The organism is Corallococcus llansteffanensis (genome assembly GCF_003612055.1).
GTDB classification, from domain to species: domain Bacteria; phylum Myxococcota; class Myxococcia; order Myxococcales; family Myxococcaceae; genus Corallococcus; species Corallococcus llansteffanensis.
This window is the reverse complement of record NZ_RAWB01000504.1, coordinates 1-7,288: the sequence shown is the minus strand read 5'-3', so window position 1 is coordinate 7,288 and position 7,288 is coordinate 1. Positions and strand designations below refer to the sequence as shown.

General features: G+C 70.9%; 6 protein-coding genes. 3 read left to right on the top strand and 3 right to left on the bottom strand.

Going from position 1 to position 7,288, the window contains the following annotated elements; all coding sequences use genetic code 11:
• Window positions 1–703 (top strand): cyclic nucleotide-binding domain-containing protein (locus D7V93_RS33345; RefSeq protein ID WP_147451471.1); only part of this gene is annotated, 703 nt, incomplete at its 5' end.
• Window positions 704–1,361: 658 nt separating this feature from the next.
• On the opposite strand, the gene D7V93_RS47870 is transcribed toward D7V93_RS33345, so the two are convergent.
• The 3 genes from D7V93_RS47870 to D7V93_RS33330 form a co-directional block, all read right to left on the bottom strand.
• Window positions 1,362–1,904, bottom strand: a complete 543-nt coding sequence (locus tag D7V93_RS47870; protein ID WP_504739589.1) for an SEC-C metal-binding domain-containing protein — start codon at window positions 1,902–1,904, stop codon at window positions 1,362–1,364.
• A gap of 85 nt (window positions 1,905–1,989) precedes the next feature.
• Window positions 1,990–3,183 carry an OmpP1/FadL family transporter gene (locus tag D7V93_RS33335; protein WP_120647219.1) on the bottom strand — a complete coding sequence of 398 codons (1,194 nt, stop codon included), beginning with the start codon at window positions 3,181–3,183 and terminating at the stop codon, window positions 1,990–1,992.
• Between the two features lie 30 nt (window positions 3,184–3,213).
• Complete coding sequence (locus D7V93_RS33330) at window positions 3,214–6,147, bottom strand: hypothetical protein (protein ID WP_120647218.1); 2,934 nt, start codon at window positions 6,145–6,147, stop codon at window positions 3,214–3,216.
• Between the two features lie 203 nt (window positions 6,148–6,350).
• Here D7V93_RS33330 and D7V93_RS33325 point away from each other — a divergent pair, with 203 nt between their 5' ends.
• Window positions 6,351–6,890, top strand: coding sequence for a hypothetical protein (locus D7V93_RS33325; RefSeq protein WP_208723239.1), 540 nt, complete (start codon window positions 6,351–6,353; stop codon window positions 6,888–6,890).
• A gap of 82 nt (window positions 6,891–6,972) precedes the next feature.
• On the top strand, window positions 6,973–7,281 hold the full coding sequence (locus D7V93_RS33320; RefSeq protein WP_120611423.1) for a CBS domain-containing protein: 309 nt from the start codon (window positions 6,973–6,975) through the stop codon (window positions 7,279–7,281).
• Window positions 7,282–7,288: the final 7 nt, after the last annotated feature.

Sequence of the window (7,288 nt, the reverse complement as noted above, 5' to 3'; positions counted from 1 at the left end):
GGTGGAGGTGGCGCGGCGGGTGGAAGGCAATGCGCGCCAGCCCGTCGCCACGCTGGGGCCGGGGCAGTTCTTCGGCGAGGTGGCGCTGGTGTCGGAGGGGCCCAGGCTCGCCAGCGTGGAGGTGCTGGAGCGCACCGTGCTGCTGGAGTTCAAGCGCGCGCACCTGGCCCGCATCTTCACGGCGCACCCTGAAGTGGACCTCGCGGTGCACGCCTTCTACCAGCGCCGGCTGGTGGAGAACCTGCTGCGGACCAGCCCCCTGTTCAGCAAGCTGTCCCCCGAACTGAAGCAGACGATGTCGCGCGAGTTCGACCTGCGCCCCATCCCGGCGGGACAGGTGCTGCTCACGCAGGGCCAGCCGGGGGACGCCTTCTACCTGCTGCTGCGCGGCCAGTGTCAGCTGTCGCTGGAGCAGCCCCCGGGCCGCATCGTGGCGTTGCCCGACCTGCGCGAGGGCGACGTGTTCGGAGAAATCTCCCTGCTGCTGGACAAGCCCGTGTCCGCGACGGTGCGCACGCGCACGGACTGCGTGGTGCTGCGCCTGGAGCGCGCCGCCTTCGAGCGGCACCTGCTGAACCAGCCCGGCCTCAAGGGCCTGCTCATGCGCATGGGCACGGAGCGGCTCCAGCAGACCGCGAAGGCGATGTCCGGGTCCGTGTCCGTGTCCGGCCGCGAGCTGCGCGAAGGCGACCTGCGCGTCTAGGGCGCCTCTTCCGCGTCCAGCTTCACCGGGTGCTCGCGCAGCCAGTCCTGCGCGCGGCGGATCCGCTCGGCGCCTTGCGCGCGGCCCTCCTTCTCCAGCAGCTGCCGGTAGGGCTCCAGCTGCTCCGGCGTCCACGCGGGCAGGGCCTTCAGGTCCGCGAGCGCCACCAGCTCCTCCGCCGAGCGCCCGCGCGCCTCCTGCCGCGCGGTGAGCAGCGCCGCCAGCACCAGCCGCGCCGGCTCCGCTTCGAACGCGATGGCCGCGTCGGTGAGCCACTCGCGCGTGGGCTCGTCCGTGGTCGCGTCCTTCGCGCCCGCGCGCAACCGCTCCAGCATCCCTTCGAGGAAGTCCGGATCCACCGCGCCCTTCACCGCGCGCAACAGCCCCGCGATGACCTCCCGCCTGCCTTGCGCGTCCCCCGGCGGGGACTTCATCGCGCGCAGCGGCTCCCAGAGGGCGCAGGTGAGCCACAGCTCCTCCTCCGGTGAGAAGACGGACGGCGTGGCCGGGTCGCGCAGCTTCGCCTCCACCCGCTGCGCGCGCTCCTTCGCCTCGCGCGAGATGCGCTCCACCAGCGCGGGGTCCGCCTGCACGTGCTTCACCAGGTCGTCCAGCTCGCCGGCCTCCGCCTTGCGCAGGGCCTCCGCGGCCTCCGGCGTCAGGGCCTCCGGCTCCATGCCGGCGACGAGCGCCTCGTACTTGCGCACCACCTCCGCGTGCTTCTGGCTCCACTCGCGGAATTGCACGTCGAACACCACGTCCAGCACCGGGTTGTCCTCCGGCCGCACCCGCCCTGTCTTCTTCGCGGCCGTGGCCAGCAGCGCCCCCACGCACAGCGCCCGCCGCTCCTCCGGCGTGCGCCCGCTCCGGGCCGCCTGCGCGAGCAGCCCCGCGCCCAGCTTCTCCTGGAAGCTGCGCGTGCCCAGCTCCCGCACCACGCCCACCCGCAGCGAGTTCCGGGCCTCCATCGCGTCCAGGCCCTCCTGCGCCGCGAGCTTCGCGAGCGCCTGGCCCACGTGCTCGCTGAAGGCCTTCTCGTCGTAGCGCAGCCCTGGCTGCGGGCCCGCGCCCGCGATGAGCACGCCCAGGTGCTCCAGGGCGGCGCGGCCTTCGCGCGGTCCTCGGAGGCATGACAGGCCTTGTACTTCTTCCCGCTGCCACAGGGGCACGGGTCGTTGCGGCCGGGCTTGGATGGGCTCACGGCCGGCACCGTAAACGGAAAGCGCCCGGCCCTTCCACTCAAGGAAGGAGCCGGGCGCTCCCGGTGCTTCAGGACTGTCCGCCGACTACTGCGGCGAGAAGCCCAGCGTCAGCGCGAAGACGTGCGCCGAGCCGGAGTACGTGCCGGGGATGCCCGGCGCGCTGCTCTCCTTGTCCGCCAACGCGACGAACTGGTAGCCCAGGTCCGCGCGGAAGGGCCGGAGCTGGTAGCCCACGCCCAGCGTGCCCTTGATGCGGTTGGCATCCGGCAGGTCCGGCGTCAGCGTGGAGCCGGGGCTGGGAGACGGGTCGTACACGAAGCCCGCGCGCACCTGGAGCGCGTCCGTGACGCCGTACTCCGCGCCCAGGGAGTACTTCCACTTGGCGTGCCAGCGCTTGGGCAGCGGGTTGTCGATGGACGGGTCATCGAAGCGGATGGCCAGCTCCGAGAAGGTGGACCAGTCCACCCAGCTCGCGTCGAACGCCAGCATCAGCTTGTCGATGGGCGCGTACGACAGGCCCGCCGTCACGGTGGACGGCAGGACGACGCTCGCGTTGGCGTTCTGGTCCTTCAGGCGGCTCTGGAACTCCACCGGGATGTTCTGGAAGTCCGCCTTGCCCTTGAACTGGATGTCGATGGCGCTGCGGTAGTGCAGGCCCATCTTCAGGTTGTCCAGCACCGTGGCCTGCACGCCGACGTTGAAGCCGGAGCCCCAGTCCGCGCCGCCCAGGTGGATGGACCCCTCGCTGTTGACGAAGTCCAGGCCTCGGGTCAGCTCGATGGTGGCCCGCGCGATGTCCAGACCCACGCCGAAGCGGAAGCGCTCGTGGAGCTCATACGCGAACGTGGGGTTGATGTAGTACGTGGCCAGCGAGGATTCGAAGCCGCGGAAGCGGCCGCTGAAGCCATCCTCCCAGCGGCTGCGCGCGCCGAAGGGCGTGTACACGCCCACGCCGAACGCCGCCTTCTCGAACGGCTTGTACACGACGAACACGTGCGGCGGCGGAGACAGGGTCGTCTTCTGCCCTTCCGCCTCCGCGGAGCCCGTCCGCTGGAACGTGATGCTGGGGAGGATGCCCGTGTCGCCGAGCGTGATGTCCAGCTTCTTCACGCCGATGATGTTGGCCGCGTTGTAATAGATGGCGGAGGAGTCCTCCAGCCAGGCCGTGGCGGCGCCGCCCGTGCCGGTGGCGCGGGCGCTGTGGGTGTCAATCTGGAAACCCGCGGCCTGGCTCGTTCCAGCCGCCAGGATTGCCACGAGGGAGAGTGTCTTTTTCATGGGTGTGTGAGTCCTCTCTCAGGGGGCCGGTTACTGCGCCACGGTGCCGGTCTTCAGGAAGCCGATGAGCTGGTCCTGGGCCGCGTTGCGCACGGTTTCCGGAATTGCGGGGTTGTTGAGGAACGCGTGCCGCGCGGCCGCGGGCAGCGTGTCGATCTTGAACATGTACGTCGCCACGGTGCGCGGCGCCTTGGCGCGGTTCGCCGCGGCGATGAGCGCGTCGGTGTTCGCGTTCGGGATGACCTGGTCGCCTTCGATGTACTGGATGAACGCGCGGTGGACGTTCGCGTCCGTGCCCGCCGCCGCGTTGTTGTCCAGCAGGTAGGCGTAGTTGCGCGGATCCGCCGGGTCCAGGATGGTGTTCGCCAGCCCGATGAAGGTGTCGAACGCCGGGATGCCCGGGGTGATGCCCGCGGTGGCCAGCTGGCCGAGGAACGCGTCCCGCTGCGCCTGGAAGGCGGGCGAGGTCAGCAGCACGCTGGTCAGGTTGCCACCGGCCACGTTGAGCACCGAGCGGTGCACGCGCGACGAGACGCCGGAGGACAGCGTGCCCAGGATGCCGCCGAGGCTCTGGCCCACGTAGTCCACCTGGCTCGCGTCCAGCTTGCCGCCGCCCTGCGCGGTGAGCGCCGTGGACAGCTCCGGGCTGCCCAGCACGCGCAGGAACTGCGAGAAGTCCAGCACGTGGTGGCGGAAGTTGTCGCGCGTCGTGAACAGGTTGCCCAGGTTCAGGAAGTTCCAGCCGGAGATGACCGGGATGCCAGAGGCGTTGCGCTTGAAGTCACCGCCCTCGCACTTGTTGTCCGCCGCGCAGCGACCCTGCGACGGGGACGTGTTGTTGGAGCAGAACAGGTCGGCGGGAACCGGGCCGCGCTCCGCATCGCCGCAGGCCGCGCGGTTCGCATCCAGGCGCGCCACGCAGCGGCCGTAGGACACGCTGGCGCGGTTGGTCTCGCAGCGCTGGGTGGCGGGGTCGGCGCACGCGCCGTCATCCCCCACCGTGCCCGTGGTGCCGAGCACCGCCGCCGAGCCCACGCAGCTCGTGCGCTCACCGTGGTAGACGGCGTCCATCGCCACCACCGCGTAGCCCGCGGCGGTCAGCTTGTTGGCCACGCCCAGCACGGAGGTACGGTTGCTGGTGAGGCCGTGGCCGAACACCAGCACCGGGTAGCCCGTGGCGGGCGCCGCCGTGGCCGGCAGGAACAGCATGAACGGGTAGCGCGAGGGGCGCGGCTCGGCCGGGTTCAGCGTGTCGCTGGGGCCCGTCAGCAGGAACGGCGAGTTGGCCTGCACCTCGAAGGTGCCGCCAATGCCGTCGCTGGGCAGCCCCGAGGCGGTCATCACGGCCTTCACCTGCGCCGTGGTGGGCACCACGTAGTTCGGCGCCGTCGCGGCCCCGAGCGCGGTGGGCAGCGTGTAGAGGCCCTGGAGGACGGACGTGGTGCTCTGGGTGGTGAACGCCCAGCCCAGGGCGATCTGCGAGCGCTTCAGGCCCGCCTTCTCCAGCGCGTCGAAGTACGGCTTGTGGGCCGCGCGCACCGGCTCCAGCGCCGCCGCGAGCGAGTCCGGCACGGAGGAGATCTGGCTCTTGCCGCCGACGGCCACCGGGTTCGCCAGGCGCATCAGCGCGAAGGCGGTGGCCGGGGCGACCTTGCGGCCCTGGGTGTCCTTCAGCTCCGTGGTCAGCACCGCGCCGTACTGGGTCGCGCCATCCAGCGGCGCGTTCGGGCGGACCTGCAGCTGCTGGGGCACGGGGACGACGCCCGCGGTGCCCACGCTGGTGCCGCAGTCACCGGTCTTCTCCACCAGGCAGGGCGTCACGTCCGGCGCCGTGCCCTTGTCCAGGTTGGACAGCTTGAAGAACTTCACGCCCGCGGCGAGCGAGGACGCGTCCACGCGGGGGGCCGCGCCGTCCGCCGCCGTGCGGAACTGCGTGCCGTCCAGCACGCCGTGCGCGTCGCCGTTCTCCGACACGGTGGGGCCCGTGGTGGAGAAGCCGTCCAGGGTGTTGAGGCCCGTGAACAGCTGCTGCTGCAGACCCGCTTCCGCCGGGACGGGGAAGTTCAGGTGCGCGGGCGCCGTGCTGGTGGCCGGCACGCGCAGCAGGTCGTTGGGGAAGGGGATGATGATGGGCAGCCGCGCGTTGGCCGCCAGGTTGATGGTGGCCTCCGGCTGGTTGAGGACGCTGAAGGTCCACAGCAGGACGACGTCCTCGCGCTTGAAGCCCTTCGCCACCAAGCCTTCGATGAGGGGCGCGTAGCCGCGGCGCAGCTGCTCCAGCTGCAGCGCGCTGGCGGTCTGGGCGGCCAGACGCTTGGCGGGGTCCGTCTCCTTGGAGGGGATGATCTCCGTGGCCGGGGCGCAGTCCGGCGCGGTGAGGTCCTCGCAGGTGACCAGCGGCTTCACGGAGCTGGCGAAGGCCCACGTGGCCGACCCGATGACCGGGTTGCCCCCGTTGGTCTTCAGGCCGTTCTCACCGCCGATGAGCGCCACCGCGTAGCGGCCGCCCTTCGGCCAGGCCGGAAGGCCCGTGTTCGCATCCACCGGGGGGATGAGGTTGATGAGGTCCGTCGTCTCGTTGTACGCGATGGTCGGCGTCACCGGCTTCTTCGCCAGCGGCGTGCCCGCGTACAGGTCGATGAACACCACCGTCCGCTCGTTCACCGTGCGCGGATCCAGGTCCTGCACCTTGGTGGAGGCAATCGCGGACGTCGGGAACCCGTTGAGCGTGTTCAGGTAGTCGCGCGTGAACTCCTGCTCCGCGAGGGACGCGGCCGGGTTGATGGGCGCGTTCACCACGCCTCCCCGGATGGCCAGGTCATTGGGAGAGGGAACGACTGCGGGAGAACCCGTGGGATCGAACTCCGCGAGGCCGACGTTCGTATTCGGAGCTTCCTGCTCGATCTCAGGCGTGCAGGCAACAGCTCCCAGGGCCATGGCCCCAAGGAACAGCGATTTCTTCATGGTGGGATTCCCCTCCAGCCAAGGTGTACTGCTGGAAACGATTGAGTGAGTAGCACGCCCCTCTCTCCGTCACAAAGTGAGAGGGATTGACGCGACGAGTCAGGTGCGGGGTGGCGCCGTGCGGGTGCGGGTGGACGTCGCGCGGGGTGTGGGCGTGCGCAAGGGGCGCGGCGCGCGCGTGAACGCGGTTACGCTCCCGGCCCATGAAACGACTGCTGACTGTGTTGGCGATGACCGTGGCGTTGGGCGCGAGCGCGGAGGAGGCCGGGGGCCTGACGTGGACCGCGCCCGCGGAGTGGGCCGTCCAGCCCGCGCGGGCGATGCGCGCGGCGACCTACAAGGTGCCGGCGGCGAAGGGCGACGCGGAGGACGCGGAGCTGGCCGTCTTCTACTTCGGCGCGGGCCAGGGCGGCGCGGTGGACGCGAACGTGAAGCGCTGGGTGGCGCAGTTCCAGAAGCCCGACGGCAAGCCCGTGGATCCGGAGAAGGACGCGAAGACGAAGCAGGAGAAGGTGAACGGGATGCCCGTCACCACGGTGGAGGTGAAGGGCACGTACGCGGGCGGGGGCCCGATGATGGGACCGTCCGCGCCCAAGCCGGGCTTCAAGCTGCGGGGCGCCATCGTGGAGGGGCCGGAGGGCCCGCTCTTCTACAAGCTCACCGGGCCGGAGAAGACGGTGAACGGGGCGGAGAAGGGCTTCCGGAAGCTGGTGGAGTCGGTGAAGCCGGCGGCGAAGAAGTAGGCCGCGGGCTTCGGCAAGCGGATTGCTAAGGCCTGCCGGTACACGGCGCCCGAACGCCGAGCACCGGAGGCCCTACGTGTCCATGTGCCGCAGCCCTGAGTTCCTGAACCTCGTCTCCCGCGCCATCACCCTGTTCCCCGAGGACACCGTCCTGGGAGCGCTCCAGCAGATGTACCGCCATGGCGTGCAGGTGCTGCCCGTGGTGGAGGGGCGTGGGGGCGATCTGCTCGGGGAGGTGTCGGAGGACGAGCTGCACCGCGTGGCGCGCCGCCGCCCGCTGGCGCGGCTGGCTGAAATTCTGACCGTCAAGGCGCTGGCGGCGCCGGAAGAAACGACCGTCGAGCCGGTGGCGCCGCTGCGGCTGGCGGCGTCGAGCGGCTGGCTGCACTGATGATCCC

Bases quoted from the DNA above. Each gene is read 5' to 3' on its own strand.
- D7V93_RS33330 (WP_120647218.1), bottom strand. From the start codon at position 6,147: ATGAAGAAATCGCTGTTCCTTGGGGCCATGGCCCTGGGAGCTGTTGCC.
- D7V93_RS33325 (WP_208723239.1), top strand. From the start codon at position 6,351: ATGAAACGACTGCTGACTGTGTTGGCGATGACCGTGGCGTTGGGCGCG.
- D7V93_RS33320 (WP_120611423.1), top strand. From the start codon at position 6,973: ATGTGCCGCAGCCCTGAGTTCCTGAACCTCGTCTCCCGCGCCATCACC.
- D7V93_RS33335 (WP_120647219.1), bottom strand. From the start codon at position 3,183: ATGAAAAAGACACTCTCCCTCGTGGCAATCCTGGCGGCTGGAACGAGC.